Below are 22907 nucleotides of genomic sequence, written 5' to 3'. Positions count from 1 at the left end.
ACCCGGGCCGGGATATTTGTGTCGGTACCCCGGTGCAGACTGGGGTCGTGCAGCAGTTCTCCCCTGCGACCCAGGAGTGGTTCGACGGCGCCTTCCCGGCGCCGACGCCCGCTCAGCTGGGCGCGTGGCAGGCCATCGCCGCAGGTGAACACACTCTGGTCATCGCACCGACCGGGTCCGGCAAAACCCTGTCGGCGTTCCTGTGGGCGATCGATCGGCTGGCGGCCCGTCCGGCGGAGGAAGGTCCGCGCGGTACCTCGGTGCTCTACATCTCCCCGCTGAAGGCCCTCGCGGTGGATGTGGAGCGCAATTTGCGCGCCCCGCTGGTCGGGGTCACCCAGACCGCGAAACGGCTGGGGGTGCCTGCCCCGGAGATCAGCGTGGGAGTGCGTTCCGGCGATACGACGGCGACTGCGCGGCGGGCCCTGCAGCGCAACCCGCCGGACATCCTCATCACCACGCCGGAGTCGCTGTACCTCATGCTCACCTCGGCGGCCCGCGACACGCTCGCCACGGTGAACACGGTGATCATCGACGAGGTGCACGCCATCGCCGGGTCGAAACGCGGTGCGCACCTGGCACTGTCGCTGGCCCGGCTGGATCTGCTCACCGAGCGGCCGGCCCAGCGGATCGGCCTGTCGGCCACCGTGCGGCCGCCGGCGGAGGTGGGCCGGTTCCTGGTGGGGCCCGCGCCGATCACCATAGTCGCGCCGCCCGCCCCGAAAACCTTCGATCTCTCGGTGCGCGTGCCGGTGCCGGATATGACCGAGCCGGACCCCTCGGGCGATTCCACCCAGCCGGGATCCATCTGGCCGCATGTGGATTCGGCGATCGTCGACCTGGTGCTCGACCATCGGTCCTCGATCGTGTTCGCCAACTCGCGCCGGCTCGCCGAGCGGCTCACGGCCCGGCTCAACGAGTCGTATGCCGAGCGGCTGGGCGTGGTGAGCGACGAGTCCGCCGAGCCGGTCTCCCGCACCCACGCACCCCCGGCCCAGCTGGGCGCGCCCACCGAGGTGTCGCACGGCGCCGCGCCGCTGCTGGCCCGCGCGCACCACGGCTCGGTCAGCAAGGAGCAGCGCGCGATCATCGAGGACGACCTCAAGACCGGGCGGCTGCGCTGTGTGGTCGCGACCAGCAGCCTGGAACTCGGCATCGATATGGGCGCGGTCGATCTGGTGGTGCAGGTGGAGGCGCCGCCGTCGGTTGCCAGCGGTCTGCAGCGGGTCGGGCGGGCCGGACATCAGGTCGGTGAGATCTCGCGCGGGGTCATCTTCCCGAAGCACCGCACCGATGTCGTGCACTGCGCGGTGGCGTCGATGCGCATGACGGCCGGGCAGATCGAACGGCTCGACGTGCCCGCGCATCCGCTGGACATCCTGGCCCAGCAGACCGTCGCGGCCTGTGCGCTGGAACCGATCGATGTCGATGCCTGGTTCGAGACCGTGCGCGGCACCGGTAGCTATGCGGCACTGCCGCGTTCGGCCTACGAATCGGTGCTGGACCTGTTGTCCGGCCGCTATCCCTCCGACGAGTTCGCCGAACTGCGGCCGCGAGTGGTGTGGGATCGCGACGCGGGCACCCTCGCCGGACGTCCCGGGGCCCAGCGACTGGCCGTCACCTCCGGCGGCGCGATACCCGATCGCGGCCTGTTCCCGGTGTTCATGGTCGGCGAACGAGCCTCCCGCGTCGGCGAACTCGACGAGGAGATGGTCTACGAGTCCCGGGTCGGCGATGTGTTCGCCCTCGGCGCCACCAGCTGGCGCATCGAGGAGATCACCCACGACCGAGTGCTGGTCTCCCCCGCGTTCGGGCTGCCGGGCCGGCTCCCGTTCTGGCACGGCGATTCCCTGGGCCGCCCGGCCGAATTGGGCGCCGCCCTCGGTGAATTCGTGCGCACCGCCGGACAGGCGGTCGAGCGGGCCCGCGCCTCGGAGGTGGACGCGCTGATCGGGCGGCGCGATACCGAGGCGGAAAGCACTGCGCCGCAAGCCGAATCGGCCCGGTCGCGGGCCGCCGGCAATGACCTGGACCTGCTCGAGCAGGCGACCCGCGGGGCCGGGCTGGACGCCTTCGCGACCGCCAATCTGGTTGCGCTGCTGCGGGAACAGCAGGCCGCCACCGGTCAGTTACCGACCGATCGGACCCTCGTGGTCGAGCGGTTCCGGGACGAGCTGGGCGACTGGCGGCTGGTACTGCACTCGCCGTACGGATTGCCGGTGCACGCGCCGTGGGCGCTGGCGGTCGGGTCCCGGCTGCGGGAGCGGTTCGGGGTGGATGCCGCGCCGACCGCGTCCGACGACGGCATCGTGGTGCGGCTGCCGGATACCACCGACGATCCACCCGGTCCGGAGCTGTTCGTCTTCGAACCCGACGAGATCGACGAGATCGTCACCGAACAGGTCGGCGGTTCGGCGCTGTTCGCCTCGCGGTTCCGGGAGTGCGCGGCCCGAGCGCTGCTGCTGCCGCGCCGCGATCCCGGCCGGCGGGCGCCGCTGTGGCAGCAGCGGCAGCGCGCGGCGCAACTGCTCGATGTGGCCCGGAAGTTCCCCGATTTCCCGATCCTGCTGGAGACCGTGCGCGAATGCCTGCAGGACGTGTACGACCTGCCGTCGCTGCGCGAACTGCTGGTCGCCGTCGCCCGCCGCAAGATGCGGCTGGTGGCCGTCGAGACCGCCGCGCCCTCCCCGTTCGCCAACTCCCTGCTGTTCGACTACATCGGGCAGTTCATGTACGAGGGCGACAGTCCGCTGGCCGAACGCCGGGCCGCCGCGTTGTCGCTGGACTCCGGGCTGCTCGCCGAACTGCTCGGCCGGGTGGAGCTGCGAGAACTGCTCGATCCGGCGGTGCTGGAGCTCACCGAGCGCGAGCTGCAACGCCTGACCCCCGAGCGGCAGGCCCGCGACGCCGAGGGTCTCGCCGATCTCCTGCGGCTGCTCGGCCCGCTGACCGCGGCGGAGGCGGCGCTGCGCTGCACCGGCGATCCGGGCCCCTGGTTCGCGGAGTTGTCGAAAGCCCGTCGCGCGCTGGAGGTTTCGTTCGCCGGTGCGCGCTGGTGGGCCGCGGTGGAGGATGCCGCCCGGCTGCGCGACGCCCTCGGCGTACCGCTGCCGATCGGTACCCCGGCGGCGTTCATCGAACCGGTCGCCGATCCGCTCGGCGACCTGGTCGGCCGGTATGCCCGCACCCACGGCCCGTTCGGGACGGAGGCGGTGGCCCGGCGTTTCGGCCTCGGCCCGGCGGTCGCCGCCACCGCACTGCATCGGCTGACCGCCGAGAAGCGGGTCGTGGAGGGCGAATTCACGCCCGGCGCGAGCGGCGGCGAATGGTGCGACACCGAGGTGCTGCGCCGATTGCGCCGCCGGTCGCTGGCGGCCGCGCGCAAAGAGGTGGAGCCGGTCGCGACGACGGCGCTGGCCCGATTCCTGCCGGTCTGGCAGCACATCGGCACCGGTGAGCTGCGCGGCGTGGACGGGGTCGCCACCGTGGTGGAACAGCTTGCGGGCGTGCCGATTCCGGCCTCGGCGTGGGAGTCGCTGATCCTGCCGTCGCGGGTGCGCGACTACACCCCGGCCATGCTCGACGAGTTGACCGCCACCGGCGAGATCGTGTGGTCCGGGCACGGCGCCATCACCGCCAAGGACGGCTGGATCGCCCTGCATCCGGCCGAACACGCGGGCTTCACCCTCGCCCCGCCGGACGAGATCGACCTCGGCGAGATCCAGATCGCACTGCTGCTGGCACTCGGCGCCACCATAGTGCCGGAAACCGCTGCCCCGCAGGATGATTCGGCCGCCGGCCGACAGGTCGTGTCGATGCCCGCCGGCGCGTACTTCTTCCGGCAGTTGTCCGATGCGACCGGCCTGCTCGACGACACCGCGGTAGCGGCGGCGCTGTGGGATCTGGTCTGGGCCGGATACGTGTCCGGCGATACGTTCGCGCCGGTGCGGGCATTGCTGTCCGGCACCACCCGCAGCACGACCGCTCATCGCGCCCCACGGCGCACGCCGCGCGGCCGGGCCTACCTGCCGCGCGCGACCATGCCGACCCGGACCGGTCCCCCGACCGTCGCGGGCCGTTGGTCGCTGCTTCCGGAACGGGTGGCGGACAATACGATTCGCGCGCACGCCACCGCCGATCAGCTGCTCGAACGGTACGGCGTGCTCACCCGGGGCGCGGTGCAGAGCGAGGGCGTACCGGGCGGGTTCGCCCTGATGTATCGGGTGCTCACCGAATTCGAGGACCGCGGCCGATGCCGCCGCGGCTACTTCGTCGACACCCTCGGCGGTGCCCAGTTCTCCACCACCGACGTGGTCGACCGGCTGCGCTCGTTCGACATCGAACGGCCGGAACACACCCCGGCCCCGGTACTCGCCCTGGCCGCGTGCGATCCGGCCAACCCCTACGGCGCCGCACTGCCCTGGCCCAAGGGTGCCCCCGAATCGGCCGGGCACCGGCCCGGTCGCAAGGCCGGTGCGATCGTCGTCCTGGTCGGCGGCGAACTGACCCTCTACCTGGAGCGCGGCGGCAAGACCCTGCTCACCTTCACCGAGGATCCGCAGAGTCGCACCGACGCGGCCACTGCCCTCGCCGCCCTGGTCCACGACCGCCGCGTCGACTCGCTGGTCATCGACCGCATCGACGGCGAATCCGTCCACGGCAGTTCGTTCGCCCCCCTGCTCACCGCCGCAGGCTTCGCCGCCACCCCCCGCGGCCTGCGCCTGCGCGGGCGGCCGTAGCCGAATACGGATTCCTCGCACACCCGACCGGCGACCCCCAGCTACCTGCGGATCCCGCACACACAACCAGGCGCCCCAGCCCACATGAAATCCTCCCACGCGCAACCGGCGACCCCTGGCGAACGCCCAGGCGACCCCCGCTGTACGTGAATCCTGCACGCGCGCAACCGGCCGACCGTAGCGGCCACGCAGATTTCTCACATACGCAACCGGGTGACACCGGCCGCGTGCGAATTCCCGTACGCACTACTGGGTTGCGGTAGCGCACGCGGACCGCTCGTACGCATCACCGCCCGGCCGCACGGCGGATCCCTCGAACGCTACCGAGTGGCTGTAGCCGCAATCGGACCGCTCGTACACACGGCCGGGCCGCCGGGCGACTGCGATCGACTCGACTGTCGATCCGTCCGGTCGACGACGTGGACGGACTGCTCCGTGGCACCGTCTGCGGACGCGCTGCCTATCCGCTCGCGCTCGGCGAATCATCCTCTGCGGCAAGGACACTCGGAGGAAGTCCGTGTTCGAGGAGGTCGAAGACGGCGGTGAGGGCGGCGCGGGGGTCGGGCCGGGAGCCGGCGAACTCGGGGATCTCCAGGACGTAGCGGGCGGCAGCGCGGGCAGTGACATCGTCGGCGGGGCGGCCGAGTTCGGCGGCGATCGCCGCGGCGAGGTCGGCCTCGCATCGGATCCACAGCTTGCGGGAGTAGTCGCGCAGGGCGGGGGTGTTCATGATCAATTCGGTGCGCGCTCGCAGCTCGGGTGCCGGGTCCTCGACGAAAGGTCCACGGCCGGACATAAATTCGCGCAGCGCACCCATCACCGACTGGCCGGGCGGACGGTCGTGGACGGCGGCCAGCAGGCTCGCGTGGCGTTCGACGCCGTCGTCGAACATCAGCGCCTCCTTGCCGTCGGGGACGTGCTTGAACACCGTCGGCACCGAGACGTCCACGGCATCGGCGATCTCCTTGACGCTGACCTGGTCGTAACCCTTCGCCAGGAACAGCTGAGCGGCCGCCTCGGACAACGCCTGGCGGGTCCTGGCGTTCTTGCGTTCGCGGCGGCCCATGGTCGGCGTGGTCATGACCAGCACGATAGCAGGTTTCTTGACTCAGAAAATTTCTTAACTGAGTTGTATTTTTTACTGACTCATGCTTTTCTGGAGGTGGGCCCACCGGACAGCACCGATACGAAGGAACGGAAGTGATCACGATGACCTCGACCAACGAACCCGAGAAAATCCCGGTACTGGTCGTCGGCGGCAGCCTCGTCGGCCTCTCGGCGGCGGTATTCCTCGCCCGGCACGGCGTACCGACCGTGGTGGTGGAGAAGCACGTGGGCAGCGCCACGCATCCCCGCGCGATCGGCTACACCACGCGAACCCTGGAGTTGTTCCGGGCGGTCGGCCTGGATGCCGACATCCCGGTGATCCCGGGCGAGAACAAACCCCCGCGCCGCGCGCGGGTCGAGAGCCTGGCCGGGCAATGGCTCACCGAATATCCGTGGACCCCACCCACGGATCGGCCGCAGCTCGAGTACTCCCCGGCGCGCGCGGTGGCGGTCGCCCAGGACCGGCTGGAGCCCGTGCTGCGGGACTGGGCAATCCGGCTCGGCGCGGATGTGCGGCAGGGCACCACTCTGCTGGATCTCACCCAGGACGCCGACGGCGTCACCGCGACCGTCCGGCGCGCCGACGGGCACGAATATCCGATCCGCGCGGGGTACGTGATCGCCGCCGACGGCGCGCGCAGCCCGATCCGGACCGCGCTGGGCATCGAACGCAGCGGCCAGGGGCTGCTGTCGGTGCAGCGCAGCGTGCTGTTCCGCGCCGATCTGGAGCAGTATCTCGCCACCGGCGTCGCGCAGTTCGAGATCGACGGCCCGGACCTGCAGGGTTTCCTGACCACCTATTCCGACGGCCGCTGGGTACTGATGGTGCCCGGCGATCACGATCGCGACGAGGCCACGTGGCGCACGCTCATCGACAAGGCGATCGGGCGCACCGACCTGGACATCGAACTGATCACCACCGGCCGCTGGGAACTGGCCGCCCGCATCGCGGACCGCTTCCGGGACGGGCGGATCTTCCTGGCCGGCGACGCCGCACACCAACTGCCGCCCAACCGCGGCGGCTACGGCGCCAACACCGGCATCGAGGACGTGCACAACCTGGCCTGGAAGCTGGCCGAGGTCCTGGCAGGCCGCGCGACCCCTGCACTACTGGACACCTACGAACCGGAACGCCGCCCGATCGCCCTCCTGCGCCACGACCAGATCTTCGCCCGCGCCGACTACAAAGCACACCTCACCACCGATGCGCCGCAGCCACCGATCATCGACGACGACGCCATGGAACTCGGCCAGCTCTACCGCTCGGCCGCGGTCCTCGGCGCGGGCCCCGACCTGCCCGCCGCCCAGCGCCCCGAACAGTGGGCCGGACAACCCGGCACCCGAGCACCCCACGCCCGCATCCACACCGACACAGGCGAGACGTCGCTACTGGACCTGTTCCAGCACGGCTGGGTACTGCTCGCCGAGGACAGTGCCTGGGCCACCGCGGCAACCCAGGCCGGCAGCGAACTGGGCCTGTCGCTACGCTTCCGGCACATCGGCGGCGATACGAAACCGGCCGACCTCCAAGACTTCCGGCGCTACTACCGCACCGAATCGGGTGGTGCGACACTGATCCGCCCGGACGGCTACATCGCCTGGCGCACCACAACCCTGCCCACCGATCCCCCAGCGGCGCTGATCCGAGCGCTCGCCGAAGTGTCGGCCGCTCCCAGCGATCGGCTGAGGAGCTGAGGAGCTGAGGAGCTGAGGAGCCACCGACACAGACCCGGCGGATCCATCGCTACCGGACCCTGACGGGTCAGCTCCTCGGCCCGCGCGTGACGGTCGGACGAGCCCACCACTGGGTCTACGACGCGTTGGTCCGCAGCACGAACGGTGCCGAGACAGAATCCGGCCACTCACGGGCCGGACGGCGAAGGATCGGGAGCGAGACCCCGGAGGTGTGAACGAGCGTCCCGGCCCCACGGCCGGTCGGCATCGGCCGATGATCTTGGGCCGTAGTTTGCTGTGTGGGGGTGACCGGCGCCAATGGGCAGCCGTTGGAGGCCCGAGCAGTGGGCAACGACTGTCAGCAGTCGTCGGTGGCCGTGGGCCACAGACCGGGGGCGGATGGCCATGCGGGCGACGGCCATGGGCACCGACGCGTGGTGGTCACACTGACCGTTGCGGTGGCCGACGGCCATTGGGGCGGCCGTGGCAGTAGGCAACAGCCATGGCGGTAGACGGCGGCTGTGGCAATGGGCTGTGGCGACGGGCGGCGGCTGTGGCAGCCGGCGGTGGGCGGTAGGGATTGCCGGGGCGGTGCTACGGTCGGCGCATGCCCGAAGGGGACACCGTTTATCTGGCGGCGGCGCGGTTGCGGGCGGCGCTGGCCGGTCGGGAGTTGGTTCGCAGCGATTTTCGGGTGCCGCGGTATGCGACGTTGGATCTGCGGGGTGAGGTTGTCGACAGTGTGGGTAGTTATGGGAAGCATCTGTTCGTGCGGACGCCGCGGGTCAGTATTCACACCCATCTGAAGATGGAGGGGGTCTGGCGGGTTTTTCGGGCGGGGCAACGGTGGACCAAGCCCGGGTTCACCGCGCGGCTGGTGCTGGGAGTTGCCGATGCGGAGGCGGTCGGATTCTCGCTCGGGTTGGTGGAGGTGTTGCCGCGTGCGGATGAGCACACTGCCACCGATCATCTCGGGCCGGATCTGCTGGGGCCGAATTGGGATGCGGCGGAGGCGGTTCGGCGGTTGTCTGCCGAGCCGGAACGGCCGATCGGGCTGGCGTTGCTGGAACAGCGCAATCTGGCGGGTATCGGCAATATCTACCGTAGTGAGATCTGTTACCTGCGCCGGGTGCATCCGGCGACCCCGGTCGGGGATGTCCCGGATCTGCCGGGGCTGGTCGATGAGGCGCATCGGGTTCTGACGAAGGCTGCCCATGAGCCGCCGTGGCGCGCGGTGGCTTACGGCCGGCAGCGGCAGCCGTGCCGGCGTTGCGGTAACGGCATCGTCGTGCATCTGCTCGCGGACGATCATGTCGAGCGGGCCGAGCGCGGTGTCTACTTCTGTCCTCGTTGCACGCCGTTGCCGACTGCCCGGCGGGTTTAGGCCGAGCGCGACCCCATCGGGGGCCGCACGGATCATGCGATGGCGTCGAACAGCCGGGCTCCGGATCTGTTCAGTTCTCCAGCAGGGTTCGCAGGGCCGTGAGGTCGCGGCGTACCCAGTCGGCGTCGGCGGCGAAGCGGTCGTCGTCCATGTCCGGTTGGCGGAACAGGGTGAGGACGACCGTGGTGCCGGTGCCGTTGGGGATGGCGCGCAGCGGGATGTCGACCGTGGTGCCGTCGGGGAAGCGGACCCGGTGGTCGGCTATGCCGTAGTCGTTGGCGGGAGTGAAACGGACGTAGGCGCGGCCTTCGGGGGCCGCGGCCAGCCATTCACCGGGCTCGGCGCCGCTGTCCGCGGCGGCGCGTTCGAGGCCGGAGGACAGGCCGGTTGCCCAGGCAGGGAAGTTCTCGGGCTCGGCCAGGAAGGCCGCGACCTCGGCGAACGGACGGTCGATGGCCACATCGAGGTGGCGGGTGGGGGCGATCGTCATGTCGTCACCGTAGCCGGGGCCTCCGACAGATCAGCTCTCCAGCCGGACCGGTTCCAGGATCTCCGGACGTGGCTCCGGGGCGGCCACCCGCAGGGCGTCGGCCGACACGTCGTCGGGCTGGGTCTGGGAACGGATCTCCGCGTCGACCCGCGCGATGTAGGTGTCGATCTCGCGGCGGATCTCGGTCTCCTCCCAGCCCAGCACGGGCGCCACCAGTCGCGCCACCTCCTCGGCGCAGGCCATCCCGCGATGCGAGTACTCGATGGAGATGCGGGTGCGGCGGGCCAGGATATCGTCCAGGTGCAGGGCGCCCTCGGCGGCCGCGGCGTACACCGCCTCGGCCCGGAGGTAGCTCGGTGCGTCCGAGATGGGTTGCAGCAGTTCGGGTTTGCCGGCGGCGAGGTCCAGTACGTCGGTGATCAGCGCGCCGTACCGGTTGAGCAGGTGTTCCACGCGGTAGGGGTGGATGCCGTAGGCCTCGGCCAGGTGCGGGGTCTGGTTGAGCAGCGCGAAATAGCCGTCGGCGCCGAGCAGGGGCACCTTCTCCGTGATGGTCGGCGGCACTCGTTGCGGAATGTCCTGTGCCGCAGCGTCGACCGCGTCGTAGGCCATCACCCGGTAGGTGGTGTACTTGCCGCCGGCGATCGCCACCAGGCCCGGCGCGATGCGGGCGACCGCGTGCTCCCGGGACAGTTTCGAGGTGTCGTCGTTCTCCCCGGCCAGCAGCGGACGCAGGCCCGCGTAGACGCCGTGGATGTCGTCGTGGGTCAGCGGGGTGACCAGGACCTCGTTCACCCGGTCCAGCAGGTAGTCGATATCGGCCTTGGTGGCGGCCGGATGGGCCAGATCGAGGTTCCAGTCGGTGTCGGTGGTGCCGATGATCCAGTGACTCGAACCCCAGGGGATCACGAACAACACCGAGGTCGGGGTGCGCAGGATCAGTGCGGTGTCGCTGGCGATGCGGTCGCGCGGCACCACGATGTGCACGCCCTTGGAGGCCCGCACGTGGAAGCGGCCGCGTTGCTGCGACAGCGCCTGGATCTCGTCGGTCCACACCCCGGTCGCGTTGATCACGACGTGCCCGTGTACCTCGGTGGTCCGGCCGTCCTCGCTGTCGCGGACCTTCACCCCGACCACCCGGTCGGCCTCGCGCAGGAATCCGACGACCTGGGTGGAGGTGCGGATCACCGCGCCGTACTGGGCGGCCGTGCGCGCCACCGTCATGGTGTGCCGGGCGTCGTCGACGACCGTGTCGTAGTAGGTGACGCCGCCGACCAGCGCGTCGCGGCGCAGGCCCGGCGCCAGTCGCAGCGCGCCGGAGCGGGTCACATGATGTTGTCCCGGAACGGATTTCGAGCCGCCCATGGTGTCGTACAACACCAGCCCGGCGGCCACGTACGGACGCTCCCAGCCGCGATTGCCGAGCGGGTAGAGGAAGCGCAGCGGCTTCACCAGATGCGGGGCCAGCGTGGTCAGGCTCAGTTCGCGCTCGTGCAGCGCCTCCCGGACCAGGCCGAATTCCAGTTGTTCCAGGTAGCGCAGGCCGCCGTGGAACATCTTCGACGAGCGGCTGGACGTACCCGACGCCAGATCCCTCGCCTCGACCAGCGCGACCTCGAGGCCGCGGGTCGCCGCGTCCAGGGCGATGCCCGCGCCGACCACGCCCGCGCCGATCACCACCACATCGAAATGGTTCTTGCCCAACCGATCCCAGGCCGCGGCCCGCTGTTCCGGACCCAGTTCGCCGAGGCGCTCGTTCGGGCGGCGTTCGTTGGTCATGTGGTCGGCTCCTTCACCGCAACCGTGTCGTTGCCGGGACAGTCCCGCTTCCGCTCGCGTACAGACCTCGCGTACAGGCTAGGGGACCCGGGTCCGGGCGGCGCGGCGGCGGTGCCTCGGACCCCGTCCCGTTATCAACGAGTAACCGATCCGAGCGGCGAAATATCGTCACTGCACGGTACCCCGGAACGCCGCCGGTCGCCGGACGGCCCGGATCGCGAATCCTGCGGCAGGCCGCCGACATTTAGTAGCCTGCACGGATGCAGCGCTGCGTGGCCGCCCTGGACCAGGGCACGACTTCGACCCGATGCATTCTCTTCGACCGATCGGGGCGCATCGCCGGCTCGGCCCAGCGCGAGCACGAACAGTTGTTCCCGCAGCGGGGCCGGGTCGAGCACGATCCGCGAACCCTGTGGCGCAACACCGAATACGTCCTCGGCGCGGCCCTGGACGACGCCGGGTACACCGCCGCCGACGTCGCCGCCGTGGGGATCACCAATCAGCGCGAGACGACCGTGGTGTGGGACCGCGCGACCGGCGAACCCGTGTACAACGCGATCGTCTGGCAGGACACCCGCACCGCCGCGCTCTGCGACGAACTGGCCGGATCCGCCGGGCCCGATCGCTGGGCCGACCGCACCGGACTGCCGCTGAGCACCTATTTCGCCGGGCCCAAGCTGCGCTGGATCCTGGACAATGTGCCCGGTGTGCGGCAGCGCGCCGAGGACGGGGAGCTGTGTTTCGGCACGATCGACAGCTGGATCCTGTGGAACCTCACCGGGCAGCACCTCACGGATGTGACCAACGCCTCGCGCACCATGTTGATGGATCTGCGCACGCTGCAATGGGATTCGGAGATCTGCGCCGAATTCGGGGTACCGGGGAGTGTGTTGCCGGAGATCCGCAGTTCCTCGGAGGTCTACGCGGAGATCGGTTCCGGGCCGTTGGCCGGAATTCCGGTCGCGGGCATCCTCGGCGATCAGCAGGCGGCGACGTTCGGGCAGGCGTGCCTGGTGCCCGGTGAGGCCAAGAACACGTACGGCACCGGCAATTTCATGCTGCTCAACACCGGCACCACGGTGGTGACCAGCCGCCACGGACTGCTCACCACCGTGTGTTACCAACTGGGCGAGCAGGATCCGGTGTACGCGCTGGAGGGTTCGATCGCGGTCACCGGCTCGCTGGTGCAGTGGCTGCGCGACAATCTCGGCGTGATCGGCTCGGCCGACGAGATCGAGCCGCTGGCCCGCAGTGTCGACGACAACGGCGGCGCCTATTTCGTGCCGGCCTTCTCCGGACTGTTCGCGCCGCGCTGGCGGCCGGACGCGCGCGGGGTGATCGCGGGGCTGACCCGGTTCGTCACCAAGGGGCATCTCGCCCGAGCCGTACTGGAGGCCACCGCGTTCCAGACCCGCGAGGTGATCGAGGCGATGCGGGCAGATGCGGAGACGCAGCGGCTGGACCTGGAGCTGACCACCCTGAAGGTCGACGGCGGCATGGTCCGCAACGACCTGCTGATGCAGTTCCAGGCCGACATCCTCGACGTGCCGGTGGTGCGGCCGGTGATCACCGAGACCACGGCGCTCGGCGCCGCCTACGCCGCCGGGCTGGCGGTCGGGTTCTGGGCGGGCACCGACGAACTGCGGGCCAACTGGGCCGAGGACAAGACCTGGCAGCCCGGCATGTCCGCGGACGAACGGGAGCGGCTCTATGCCGAATGGAACAAGGCCGTCGAGCGCACCTACGACTGGGCCGACGACTAGCCGGGTCGGGCGACCGGCGCACAGGTAACCCGATGGAGTGGCCGACCGGCGGGTCCGGCTGTCCGGTGGCTCAGCCGATGGCGCGGTGCAGCCGGTCGACGGCCTCGGCGAGGGTTTCGGGCTCGTCGGTGGTGAAGCACAGTCGCATGCTGTGGCGGTAGTCCGTCGAGACGGCGAAGGCCGCGCCGGGGACGAAGGCGACGCCGTTTTCGACCGCGCGGGGCAACAGTGCGGTGGTGTCGGTGCCGTCGGTGAAATCGGCCCAGACGAACATGCCGCCGGCCGCGTCGGTGCTCACGATCCGGTCGCCGAAGCGGGTGCGCAGTTCGGACACCAGTGCCTTGGCTCGTTCGCCGTAGCGGCTGCGGACCGTGTTCACATGTGCGGCAAGCCATTCCGTATCGGCGAGCAGGTCGGCGGTGATCTGCTGGGTCAGCGCCGAACCGCACAGATCGGCACCCTGCTTGAGCAGTTCCACCCCGCGGCACACCGGCTCCGGGGCCACCATCCAGCCCGCGCGCAGCGCCGGCGCCAGGATCTTCGAGGCGCTCGACAGCCGGATCACGTTGCGCGAGTGGGTCGCCACCGGTTCCGGCACCGGCCGGTCGAACCAGAGTTCGCCGTACGGATCGTCCTCGATCACCCAGAAGCCTCGGCGCTCGGCCAGTTCCGCGAGGGCGGCGCGACGCTGCGCACTCATCGTGACGCCGCGCGGATTGTGGAAGTTGCTGACCGTGTGGACGAGTGCCGGACGCTCACCGCGCGCGAGCAGGTCGGCCAGCAGATCCACGCGCATCCCCTCGGCGTCCAGCGGCACCGCCACGATCCGCGCACCGGCGGCCCGGAACACTTGCAGCGCACCGACATACGCCGGATCCTCGACCACGACCAGCGCGCCGGGATCGAGCAGTACCTCGGCCAGCAGCGACAATGCCTGCTGCGAGCCGTGGGTGACGAAGACCTCCTCGACCGGGACCGGGCGGCCCAGCCGCGCCGACTCCCGCTCGGCCAGGATCTCGCGCAGGGGGCCCCAACCGGCCGACTCGGTGTACTGCAGGCGGGACCGGTCGGCCAGCGTCGCCTCGCTCGCGGCGGCGATCCGGTCCACCGGCATGAGCCGCGGGTCCGGCAGGCCGCCCGCGAGGCTGATGATGTCGTCGCGAGAGGTCAGCTTCAGCAGGTCGCGGATCGCCGAACTCTGCAATCCGTCGAGGCGGCTGGACAGCGGTGGGTACGCGAGCGACATGGGGACCTCCGGAAACAGCGGGATGCTCCACTGTCGCACGCCTCATTCATGGGATGAAAACGAATTCTCACCCTATGAGATGAGGGAAATCTCTCAACGCGCGTTGATCGCGTAGATCAGGTTCTTGTTGTCGCGGACGACGGTGGTCACCTGCTGGTGGTACACCGTGGTGGTGCCGTCGGGGCGGTGTTCGGTCAGGTCGACGTTGTACTTGTCGTTGGCCAGCTGCTCGACCCGCACGCAGTAGGTGGTGCCCTGCGGAATCTGGTCGTCGATGGCCTTCTGGATGATGTCGGCGGTCGACACGTTGGACGCGTCCGACGCCACGAAGGACCGCGCGACGGTCCCGTTGCGCTCGGAGTAGAACCCGTGCTGGAAACCCAGGATCGCGGTGGCGCCGCTGTCGGTGCCGCCGGCGCCGTTGCCGATGGTGACCGCGCCGTCCACCCGGGACGGGCAGCTCAGCGCCGCGGCCGGGGACGGCGAGGGCGGCGGCGGGGCGGCCTGATGCGAGCCGGCGTTGTGGGTGATCGCCACGATGACGACGGCCAGGCCGATGATCAATACGATCGCCGCGGCCGCCAGGCCGATGGCCCGCCACGGCGTGCGGCGCTTCGGTTTCTTGCGGGTGGAGGCGGCGAGGGTGGCGGGGGCCAGCGCCTTGGCGAGCGTGTCGTCGTCCCACAGCGATCCGCCGCCGGCGCGGGGTGCGGCCGAGGGTTTGGCCGGCTGCGCGCCCGCCGCCCGCCACCACTGCTCGTCCTTCGCATCGGTGCGGTCGGCGGACTTCGCGGTGCTCGATTCCGCGGCCGGTGAGGTGCCCGCGCGGGCGGCTGGCGCTTCCGGTGCAGCGGAAGTCTCTGGGGCGGAACGGAATTGGCGAGTCGACTCCGGTCCGGCCGCCTGCTGGGCGGACTCGGTCTTGCTCGTCTCCGGCGCGGGCCGGAACTGGCGGGTCGACTCGGGCGGCGATGCCTCGGGCCCAGAACGGAACTGGCGCGTCGACTCCGGTCCGGCCGAGTCCGGTGTGGGGCGCGGCGGCTGAGCGGAACCGGGTGCGGGCACGCTCGTGGCCGGACGGAACTGCTGGGTGGATTTCGATGCGGACGCGCTCGGCGTCTGGGGGAACTGCTGAGCAGAACCGGGCGCACTCGGCGTCTGGGGGAACTGCTGGGCAGAACCGGGCGCACTCGGCGGCTGCGGGAACTGCTGAGCGGAACCAGGCGCGCTCGGCGGCTGCGGGAACTGCTGGGGGGAACCGGGCGCGCCAGGCTGCGGGAACTGCTGCGGAGAACCGGGTGCGCTCGGCGCCGGACGGAACTGCTGGGCCGACTCGGGCGCGCTCGGCCCGGGACGGAACTGGCGCGTGGACTCCGTCGCCGCGGCGTCCGGCGCCGGGCGGAACTGCTTGGTCGACTCGGACCCCGGCGCCTCCGGCCCGGGGCGGAACTGCCGGGTGGAGGGATCCGGCGCGGGGCGGTACATCGGGGTCGCCTGTGGCGCAGCCGATTCCGGCGCCGGGCGGTACTGGGCGGCCGACGGCGGGGCAGGGGTGGGCGAATCGGCGGGCTGCCAGCCGATATTCGGCGTGTCGACGGGCGACCATCGCGGCAGTTCGCCGGTCGGCGGCCCGAAGGCGTCGACCGGGGCGCCGAAATTGCTCTTCGGCGGGCCGGATTCGGACATCGGTGGCCCGAACTCCGCGTCACCGCGATTCCGCGCGGGCGGAACCGACCCCTCGGAATCGTCGTGCTTCGAGTCGTCTGCGGAGACCATCACCCGTCACTTCCACCATGACACCAGCGTGGGGCGGTCGACAACGACCGCCCCACCGTCGATTCGGACTATGCCGGACGCGAGCCCGGTGTCAGTACTGGACGTCACCGCCGACCTGAGCGGTGACACCGGCGACATCCAGTGTCTGGGGACCGAGTTCACCCGCGGGGAGTCTACCAATCTGAGCGGCCGCATCGAGGGCTGCGATGCCACCCGGCTGCTGCCGGATCCAGCCCTCGACGGCCGCCTTGGCCAGATTGGCCTGGGTGGTGTCGATGTAGGTCTCGTTGGTGACGTCGTCGACGCCGCTGTTGTGCGTGTAGGTGGTCACCTTGATCTTGTTCGCCTCGACGAACTCGACCGAGATGCCCGCGTCACCGGAGCCGTTGGGCGTGCTGTAGCCGACGGTGCCGACGTAGCCGTCCAGATTGCTGAAGTGGTGCGTGTTGGCCACGTAACCGGGCAGCACGGTGCCACCGTCGGCGTTGGCCGCGACCTCGGTGTGCGGGCCGGTGATGGGGACGACCGGCGCGGCCGGGGCGCCCTGCAGGCTCGGCGAGGCCCACTGGGTCTGCGGCGGTGTCACCGGCGCGCCCTGGGAACCGTTGCCCGCGAGGCTGTCCGAACCGCCCTGACCCGGCTGGGCCGGGCGCACGGTGCCGCCCTGTCCGGGCTGCGGGGTGACCTGATCCGGCTGGGTGGCGCCCGGACCGTTCTGTCCCGGAACCACGGCGGGCTGTACCGAATTCGGGCCCTGATCCTTCTGACCCGGCACCGGCAGCGGCGCCACGCGCGGCGTGGTCACGCCGGGCTGGGTCGGGCCGGCCAGGCCCTGCTCCGGATTGTTGGGGTTGTTCGGGTTGGTGACGCCCGGCTGCGGGGTGGTCACACCGGGCTGCGGGGTGGTGACCCCCGGCTGCGGCGTGTTGACGCCCGGCTGGCTCGGCGACGGAGTGGTGTTGCCCTGTGGCGGCGTGACCGTGCCGGGCTGCTGCGGCGGGTTGGGCTGCGGCGTATTCGACTGCGGCGACGGCGTGTTCGGCTGGGGTGAAGGCGTATTCTGCTGCGGCAGTTGCGAATTGTCACTCGGCTGCGGCACAACAGGGGTGGTGGGCATGGTCGGCTGATCGCTGGGATCCGCGCCGGCCGGTGCCGCGAGGATGGTCGCCACGGCAGCCGCGGCGGCCAGCGGCAGCGATGTGGTCGCCATCGCCCGCTGCACCCGAGTGGGCTTACGGTGTTTCACTGCTCGTCCCTTTCCCGAGCCCGGCCGGCAACGCCGTCACGACGATCCGGCCGCTCTCCAGTTGTCCCTCATCGGATACCGGCCGCACCCTGCGGCGGCCCGGGCGATCGTCGCCGAATTCCGATGGAGTGGAAAGTGGAAATCCCCCACACACACGAAACCTGCCAACGTTCACCCATTGGCATCACTGCGGGAAGTGAACCACACGAGAATGATTCCGGCAAGGCGGACGGAATGCCCTGCGCCGCAAGCCGCATCGCTCCAGGTAGCGCATATTCTCAGTGGTGGGGCGGCCTTCGAGTTCCGTGCGGAGCTCAGTCCAGATCGTCGTGGCGCATCAACTGCCGGGCCGCCTCGGTGATCGATCCGGTCAGTGACGGATATACCGAGAAGGTCTGCGCGAGATCGTTGACCGTCAAATTGTTCTGCACCGCCAGCGCGATCGGCAGGATCAGCTCGGAGGCGATCGGCGCCACCACCACACCGCCGATCACCACGCCGGTGGCGGGGCGGCAGAAGATCTTGACGAAGCCGCGGCGCAGCCCCGACATCTTCGCCCGCGGATTGGTGTTCAGCGGCAGCATCACCGTGCGCGCGGGCACCTCGCCGTTGTCGATGGCGGTCTGGCTGACCCCGACCGTCGCGATCTCGGGACGGGTGAACACCGCCGACGCGACCGTCTTCAGGCGGATCGGCTGCACCCCCTCGCCGAGGGCGTGATACATCGCGATGCGGCCCTGCATGGCGGCCACCGAGGCCAGCGGCAGCAGGCCCGTGCAGTCGCCGGCGGCGTAGACGCCGGGCACCTGGGTGCGCGATACCCGGTCCACACGCAGATAGCCGCTCTTGTCGACCCGGATGCCCAGCCGCTCCAGGCCCAGATTCTCGGTGTTCGGCGTGGAGCCGACCGTCATCAGGGCGTGCGAGCCGGTGACCGTGCGGCCGTCGGACAGCTTGACCACGACACCCTCGGCGGTGCGCTCCACCGCGTCGGCGCGGGCGTGCTTGACCAGTTCCACCCCGCGCTCGGCGAGCGCGTCCTCGAGCACGAGGGCGGCGTCGGCGTCCTCGCCGGGCAGCACCCGGTCGCGGCTCGAGACCAGCTTCACCTTGACGCCCATCTCGGTGTAGGCGGAGACGAATTCCGCACCGGTGACACCGGATCCGACCACCACCAGGGTCTGCGGCAGTTCGGTGAGGTCGTACAGCTGCCGCCAGTTGAGGATGCGCTCGCCGTCCGGTTCGGCCCCGGGCAACACGCGCGGGCTCGCGCCGGTGGCGATCAGCACCACCTCGGCCTCGATGACCCGCTCCTGACCGTCGAGCAGCCGGGCCAGCACCAGATGCGTGGCCAGTCCCGGCGCCTGGTCGATGATCTCGCCGCGGCCGGACAGCAGGATGACCCCGGCCGCCTGCAACTTGGACCGGATATCGGAGGACTGCGCCTGCGCCAGCGCCTTGACCCGGGCGTTGACCTCGGACAATCGCACCTGGGCCTGTGCGTGGTGGACGGTGATGCCCAGGTCCCGCGCGCGGCGCAGGTCGGTGCGGACACCGGTGGAGGCGATGAAGGTCTTGGACGGCACACAGTCCCACAACACGCAGGCGCCACCGACGCCGTCGCTGTCGATCACCGTGACCGACGCGCCGTGCTGAGCCGCCACCAAGGCCGCCTCGTAGCCGGCGGGTCCGCCCCCGATGATGGCAATGCGGGACATGTTCTACCTCCGCTGTCGAGCTGTGTGGTCCGGGATCTCCGGTCCGCGAACCAACGTTATCGGTCCTGGTCTCGCCCTGTTTGACCGCATCACCCGTTGTGATCGCGACAACAGTGTCACCCGGACGGACCGTCCACGGGCCGCGGCAACCCACGTGCAACGCGATGGTGACAATTAATCCCAACCTTGCCGGGGGAGCCGGGCCGGTTGTTCGCTACGCTTTCCCAGTGCCGATATACGCCGCCTACGGGTCCAACATGGATCCCGAGCAGATGCTCAAGCGCTGTCCGCACTCCCCCGTGTACGGGACCGGATGGCTCGAGGGTTGGCGCCTGACCTTCGCCGGCGACGACATCGGCTGGGAGGGACCGCTCGCGACGGTGGTCGAGGAGCCCGGATCTCGCGTATTCGTCGTGCTGTACGACGTCTCCGCGGAGGATGAGCAGAGCCTCGATCGCTGGGAGGGTTCGGATTTCGGTATCCACAAGAAGATCCGGCTACGCGTGACCCCGAATCCGGGGACCGGCACCGAACCGGTCCTGCCCTGGTTGTACGTGCTCGACGCGTACGAGGGCGGCCTGCCCTCGGCGCGCTACCTCGGGGTCATCGCCGACGCCGCCGAGAACGCCGGCGCCCCCGGCGAATACGCGCACGCCCTGCGCACCCGCAACAGCCGCAACGTCGGCCCGGGTACCTCCTATGGGCTGAGCTAGACCGCCGGACGCGCACCGGCCCGGCCTCCGGATTTTCCGGAGGCCGGGCCGGGAGCGCTACGGGCTCGCCGATCGATCAGTGCTGCTGCAGGACCAGATTCGCCAGCACGCGGACGCCCACGCCGAGCGCCCGCTCGTCGATGTCGAAGGTCGGCTGGTGCAGATCGAGCTGTCCGCCCTGGCCGGACCAGACGCCGAGGCGGGCCATCGCGCCGGGCGCCTCCTCCAGATACCAGGAGAAGTCCTCGCCGCCGCCGGACTGTGCCGTATCGGCCAGCGCGTCGGGGCCGAGGGTGCGCACGGCCTCCTCGAACATCCGCACGGCCTGCTCGTCGTTGACCACCGGCGGGACGCCGCGCTTGTAGTTCAGCTGGTACCGGACACCGGTCGGGGCCAGCAGGCCCTCGACGATCTCGCGCACCAGCGGTTCCAGCAGGGCCCAGGTGGTGTGGTCGCCGGTGCGCACGGTGCCGGTCAGCATGCCGGTCTGCGGGATCGCGTTCGGCGCCTTGCCCGCCGACACCGCGCCCCACACCATCACGGTGCTGGTCCGCGGATCGACGCGCCGGCTGAGCATGCCCGGCAGGCCGGTGATGACGGTGCCGATCGCGTACACCAGATCGCTGGTCAGATGGGGGCGCGAGGTGTGCCCGCCCGGTGAGTCGAGAACGAGTTCCACGGTGTCGGCGGCCGAGGTGACGGCGCCGACCCGCAGGCCCACGCGCCCGACCTCCAGGCGCGGGTCGCAGTGCAGCGCGAACGCCTTGGACACACCCGACATCGCGCCCGCGGCGACCATATCGATGGCGCCGCCGGGCATGACCTCCTCGGCATGCTGGAACACCAGGCGCACGCCGACCGGCAGATCGGGCAGCTCGGCCAGTGCCAGCGCGGTGCCGAGCAGGATCGCGGTGTGAGCGTCGTGGCCACAGGCGTGCGACACGCCCGGGACGGTGGAGGCGAAGGACAAGCCCGTGTACTCCTGCAGGGGTAACGCGTCCATATCGGCGCGCAGGCCGATACGTGGTGTGTCGGGGCCGATGTCACAGAGTAAGCCGGTGCCGCTGGGCAGTTTCCGCGGTTCGAGCCCGGCCTTGACCAGCCAGGTCTCGATGAATTCGGTGGTCGCGAATTCGGTCCGGGACAGTTCGGGGTTGGCGTGCAGATGCCGCCGCCAGCCGATCAAGTCCTCCGAGTGCTCGCTCAGCCACGCTTCCACTGCGTCCGTGCCGGTCCGGACGGACCGGCCGCTTGTGCTCACCGACGTTCCTCCTGTCGCGATGCTCTGCGAATCCTGTGCTCCGAGAGCCTGTCTCTGTGTACTCGATCGCCCGCGACCTGGATCGCGGTACGTGCCAGCGCGGTGGCCCCGTCGAGGACCGCGAGGTCCGCGGAGGCGGTCACACATGCGGCCGCGAATTCGGGCTGGTGGGTCACCGCGCCACCGGCATCGATACCGATGACCGGGTGGATGCCCGGAATCACGTTGGTGACGTTTCCCATATCGGTACTGCCCAGGGGCCGCGTTGCCGCGACCTCGTCGGCGAGCGGAACCCGGCCGGTGCCGAGAATTTGCTCGCGATAAGCAAAGAGTAGCGCCGAATCGGGCGTGAGCTCCGTATACCGAGGTGCCAGCGGCCGGATTTCATGGGTGCATCCGGTAGCCAGTGCTCCGGCCTCGAAACAAGCCGACGCGCGTTGCATCAGATCGTCGAGGGTTGCGGAGTCGCCTGCGCGTAGGTAATACAGCAGTTCCGCATGTCCGGGCACTATGTTGGGGGCCACGCCGCCCGAGGCAACTATACCGTGCAGTTGCTGTCCGGGCTTCAGATGTTGTCGCAGCAAGCCGAGGGCGACCTGGGCGACGGTGGCCGCATCCCCCGCGTTGCGGCCGTATTCGGGAGCGGCGCTGGCATGGGCCTCGCGACCGCGATATGTCACCGATACATCTGCCAAGGCCAGCGAGCGGGTGGCGACGATGTCGAACGGGCCGGGATGGACCATCATCACCAGCGCGGCCGGATCGAAGACGCCGCGCTCGAGCATGAGCACCTTGCCGCCGCCGCTCTCCTCGGCCGGGGTGCCGAACACGGTGACCGTGATCCCGCAGGCGTCGGCCACCTCCGCCAGGCCCAGCGCCGCGCCGACGGCAGCCGCGGCGATGATGTTGTGCCCGCAGGCGTGACCGATCTCCGGCAGCGCGTCGTACTCCGCGCACAGCCCGACGACCAGCTCCCCGCTGCCGTAGCTCGCGGTGAACGCCGTGGGCAGATCCGCGACCGGCGTCTCGATCGTGAATCCGCGCGCCCGCAACGGGGCGAGAGCCTTTGCGACACTGCGCTTCTCGCCGAAGGCGAGCTCCGGCTCGGCGTGGATGGCGTGCGACAGCGCGATCAACTCCGCCGACGCCGCGGCAATGGCGGCATCGGCGCGCGTGGTCAGCCGCAGATCGACCGGCGACACCCGCGAATCCGCCGCCTCCGAGCCCTGACCACTCGCGCTGTGTCCCTGCGGCATGGGTTCAGTGTTGCACTGTGGGCGCGAGCGCGCCCGGTGGGCTATTCGGCGGTGAACGCCATGTTCTCCTCGGTGGTCGGGACCGCCAGGCCCGCCAGTACGCGCTCGTGCAGGTGGCGCTTGATCACCGGCAGGTTCGGCTTGCGGTTGCTCGCGAGCGCGGCCGCCCGGGTCACCGCGACGGACAGCAGTTCGTCGGGGGTCGCGGTGTCGTCGACGATGCCGGCCGCCAGCGCGTCGGTGCCGGAGTAGCGGCGGCCGGTGGTCATCGCCTCCAGGGCGACCTGATTGGGCAGTCGCTCGACCAGCAGCGAATTCATCGCCGGGGTGAACCGCATGCCGAGGTGCACCTCGGGCAGGCACCAGTACCCGCGGTCGGCGCGCATCACCCGGAAATCGTGCGAGGTGGCCAGCATCGCGCCGGCGCCGAAGGCATGGCCGTTGACCGCGGCCACCGTCGGCATCGGGAAGGTGAGCAGCCGGCGGTAGAGCGCGTGCACCCGGTCCAGATACCAGTAGTGCTTGTCGACGTTGCCGAACAGCCAGTCGGTGTCGAGACCGTTGGTGTAGAACTTGCCGGTCGAGACGGTGACCAGCGCCGCCGGTCCCTCCGAGGCCTCGATCTCGTCCAGCAACGCCTCGAACCGATCGAGCCAATCGGGGTGGAAACGGTTCTCGCTGTCGGTCTGACCCTCGTTGCCGAGGTAGAGCACGAACACGTCCCCGTCACGGGTCACATAGGGCATGACGCGAGC

15 protein-coding genes are annotated in these 22907 nt (G+C 70.3%); 5 read left to right on the top strand and 10 right to left on the bottom strand.

All coding sequences use genetic code 11. From position 1 onward, the window contains the following. The first annotated feature begins 47 nt into the window (after positions 1-47). Entirely contained in the window at positions 48-4739 is a 4692-nt protein-coding gene (locus G361_RS0141070; RefSeq protein ID WP_019932983.1) for an ATP-dependent helicase, read from the top strand. A gap of 460 nt (positions 4740-5199) precedes the next feature. Here the strand turns inward: G361_RS0141070 and G361_RS0141065 are convergent, their stop codons facing one another. Continuing rightward, positions 5200-5820: a TetR/AcrR family transcriptional regulator gene (locus G361_RS0141065; protein WP_019932982.1), complete on the bottom strand. Its 621-nt coding sequence runs from the start codon at positions 5818-5820 to the stop codon at positions 5200-5202. Positions 5821-5948: 128 nt separating this feature from the next. Between G361_RS0141065 and G361_RS0141060 the strand changes: the two genes are divergently transcribed. Continuing rightward, positions 5949-7541, top strand: a complete 1593-nt coding sequence (locus G361_RS0141060) for an FAD-dependent monooxygenase (protein WP_036496787.1) — start codon at positions 5949-5951, stop codon at positions 7539-7541. Positions 7542-8127: 586 nt separating this feature from the next. Beyond that, positions 8128-8904, top strand: a complete 777-nt coding sequence (locus G361_RS0141055) for a DNA-formamidopyrimidine glycosylase family protein (protein ID WP_019932980.1) — start codon at positions 8128-8130, stop codon at positions 8902-8904. Between the two features lie 70 nt (positions 8905-8974). Here the strand turns inward: G361_RS0141055 and G361_RS0141050 are convergent, their stop codons facing one another. After that, positions 8975-9394, bottom strand: a complete 420-nt coding sequence (locus G361_RS0141050) for a hypothetical protein (RefSeq protein ID WP_019932979.1) — start codon at positions 9392-9394, stop codon at positions 8975-8977. Between the two features lie 30 nt (positions 9395-9424). After that, the gene (locus G361_RS0141045; protein ID WP_019932978.1) at positions 9425-11173 is read right to left on the bottom strand and encodes a glycerol-3-phosphate dehydrogenase/oxidase; all 1749 of its coding nucleotides are present in this window, start codon (positions 11171-11173) and stop codon (positions 9425-9427) included. A gap of 260 nt (positions 11174-11433) precedes the next feature. Here G361_RS0141045 and glpK point away from each other — a divergent pair, with 260 nt between their 5' ends. Next, positions 11434-12936, top strand: a complete 1503-nt coding sequence (gene glpK / locus G361_RS0141040; RefSeq protein ID WP_019932977.1) for a glycerol kinase GlpK — start codon at positions 11434-11436, stop codon at positions 12934-12936. A gap of 70 nt (positions 12937-13006) precedes the next feature. Here the strand turns inward: glpK and G361_RS0141035 are convergent, their stop codons facing one another. The 4 genes from G361_RS0141035 to G361_RS0141020 form a co-directional block, all read right to left on the bottom strand. After that, positions 13007-14182, bottom strand: coding sequence for a PLP-dependent aminotransferase family protein (locus G361_RS0141035; protein ID WP_019932976.1), 1176 nt, complete (start codon positions 14180-14182; stop codon positions 13007-13009). Between the two features lie 93 nt (positions 14183-14275). After that, positions 14276-15868, bottom strand: coding sequence for a hypothetical protein (locus tag G361_RS50055; RefSeq protein ID WP_196814764.1), 1593 nt, complete (start codon positions 15866-15868; stop codon positions 14276-14278). A 181-nt stretch (positions 15869-16049) separates the two neighbouring features. Then, positions 16050-17204 carry a hypothetical protein gene (locus G361_RS0141025; RefSeq protein ID WP_231387256.1) on the bottom strand — a complete coding sequence of 385 codons (1155 nt, stop codon included), beginning with the start codon at positions 17202-17204 and terminating at the stop codon, positions 16050-16052. Positions 17205-17518: 314 nt separating this feature from the next. Then, complete coding sequence (locus G361_RS0141020; protein WP_019932975.1) at positions 17519-18922, bottom strand: NAD(P)H-quinone dehydrogenase; 1404 nt, start codon at positions 18920-18922, stop codon at positions 17519-17521. Between the two features lie 227 nt (positions 18923-19149). Here G361_RS0141020 and G361_RS0141015 point away from each other — a divergent pair, with 227 nt between their 5' ends. Next, positions 19150-19635: a gamma-glutamylcyclotransferase gene (locus tag G361_RS0141015; RefSeq protein ID WP_026344137.1), complete on the top strand. Its 486-nt coding sequence runs from the start codon at positions 19150-19152 to the stop codon at positions 19633-19635. A 76-nt stretch (positions 19636-19711) separates the two neighbouring features. On the opposite strand, the gene G361_RS0141010 is transcribed toward G361_RS0141015, so the two are convergent. The 3 genes from G361_RS0141010 to G361_RS0141000 form a co-directional block, all read right to left on the bottom strand. Then, positions 19712-20854, bottom strand: coding sequence for a M20 family metallopeptidase (locus G361_RS0141010; RefSeq protein WP_019932973.1), 1143 nt, complete (start codon positions 20852-20854; stop codon positions 19712-19714). 38 nt (positions 20855-20892) lie between these two features. Beyond that, complete coding sequence (locus G361_RS0141005; protein ID WP_026344136.1) at positions 20893-22077, bottom strand: amidohydrolase; 1185 nt, start codon at positions 22075-22077, stop codon at positions 20893-20895. 116 nt (positions 22078-22193) lie between these two features. Beyond that, positions 22194-22898: an enoyl-CoA hydratase/isomerase family protein gene (locus tag G361_RS0141000; RefSeq protein ID WP_019932971.1), complete on the bottom strand. Its 705-nt coding sequence runs from the start codon at positions 22896-22898 to the stop codon at positions 22194-22196. Between the last annotated feature and the right edge of the window lie 9 nt (positions 22899-22907).

Source organism: Nocardia sp. BMG111209, from assembly GCF_000381925.1.
Taxonomy (GTDB): Bacteria; Actinomycetota; Actinomycetes; order Mycobacteriales; family Mycobacteriaceae; genus Nocardia.
Note: the sequence above shows the minus strand (reverse complement) of the source record. Positions and strands in the feature narration are given on the sequence as shown.

Excerpts from the sequence above, each read along its gene's own strand:
- G361_RS0141065 (WP_019932982.1), bottom strand. The coding sequence starts at position 5,820 with ATGACCACGCCGACCATGGGCCGCCGCGAACGCAAGAACGCCAGGACC.
- G361_RS0141060 (WP_036496787.1), top strand. The coding sequence starts at position 5,949 with ATGACCTCGACCAACGAACCCGAGAAAATCCCGGTACTGGTCGTCGGC.
- G361_RS0141055 (WP_019932980.1), top strand. The coding sequence starts at position 8,128 with ATGCCCGAAGGGGACACCGTTTATCTGGCGGCGGCGCGGTTGCGGGCG.
- G361_RS0141050 (WP_019932979.1), bottom strand. The coding sequence starts at position 9,394 with ATGACGATCGCCCCCACCCGCCACCTCGATGTGGCCATCGACCGTCCG.
- G361_RS0141045 (WP_019932978.1), bottom strand. The coding sequence starts at position 11,173 with ATGACCAACGAACGCCGCCCGAACGAGCGCCTCGGCGAACTGGGTCCG.
- glpK (WP_019932977.1), top strand. The coding sequence starts at position 11,434 with ATGCAGCGCTGCGTGGCCGCCCTGGACCAGGGCACGACTTCGACCCGA.
- G361_RS0141035 (WP_019932976.1), bottom strand. The coding sequence starts at position 14,182 with ATGTCGCTCGCGTACCCACCGCTGTCCAGCCGCCTCGACGGATTGCAG.
- G361_RS50055 (WP_196814764.1), bottom strand. The coding sequence starts at position 15,868 with ATGTCCGAATCCGGCCCGCCGAAGAGCAATTTCGGCGCCCCGGTCGAC.
- G361_RS0141020 (WP_019932975.1), bottom strand. The coding sequence starts at position 18,922 with ATGTCCCGCATTGCCATCATCGGGGGCGGACCCGCCGGCTACGAGGCG.
- G361_RS0141000 (WP_019932971.1), bottom strand. The coding sequence starts at position 22,898 with ATGCCCTATGTGACCCGTGACGGGGACGTGTTCGTGCTCTACCTCGGC.